This window comes from Vibrio sp. L85, assembly GCF_963871815.1.
Lineage (GTDB): Bacteria > Pseudomonadota > Gammaproteobacteria > Enterobacterales > Vibrionaceae > Vibrio > Vibrio harveyi.
Window position 1 is genome coordinate 1 of the sequence record NZ_CAWMYL010000160.1, and the last position, 602, is coordinate 602.

A 602-nucleotide genomic window follows, 5' to 3' on the forward strand; every position below is an offset into this window, starting at 1 on the left:
GCTCACTGAGCTAGGGCTTGATCCTAAACTGGTGGACAAGGCAAAGCTCGTCGCAAAAGCCAACCGTATCATACGTATTGAGCGCAAAAAGCAGCTTCAAAAGCAGATGTCTAACGTGATTGAAGAGGCGCAAACCAATGAGTAAAACACCGAATCCAACACGGGGCTATGTGCCATGCCCTGTGTGTAGTCGAATCTCTACCGTTCACATGGTGGGAGAAGGCAAGATGATTGATACGGGCGAAACGGTTAAGAACGGGCGCAACCTCGGATTGCTTTATTACAAGTGTCCAAGCTGCGGCAATAGCTCAATGAGTAAAACGGTGAGTGACTATTGCACTGAGCACATGCAAGCGTCTGCTGACCTGTTGCCAGCGCGCCATGAAACTATTCAACCTGAGCAAGTCGAAGAAGAGTCTGCCGTTGTTGAAGCGTTGACCGTCAGCGATTCAACCGAAATGACTACGGTAGACCAAATGCTCTCAACTGAACCTGTCAAAGAAGAAGTACAGCAATCAAAACCGAGCGTTAAACCGCAACTGTTCAAGGTTGGTGCCTGTTTGGGGTTGATAGTGGTTTTACTGTTTACCATTAAGCATCTA

The 602-nt window shown here is 47.8% G+C and carries 1 protein-coding gene; it reads left to right on the plus strand.

The features are described 5' to 3' along the window. Positions 1-137: 137 nt before the first annotated feature. A partial coding sequence (locus AACR11_RS15800) for a hypothetical protein (protein WP_079324861.1) occupies positions 138-602 on the plus strand: 465 nt, incomplete at its 3' end.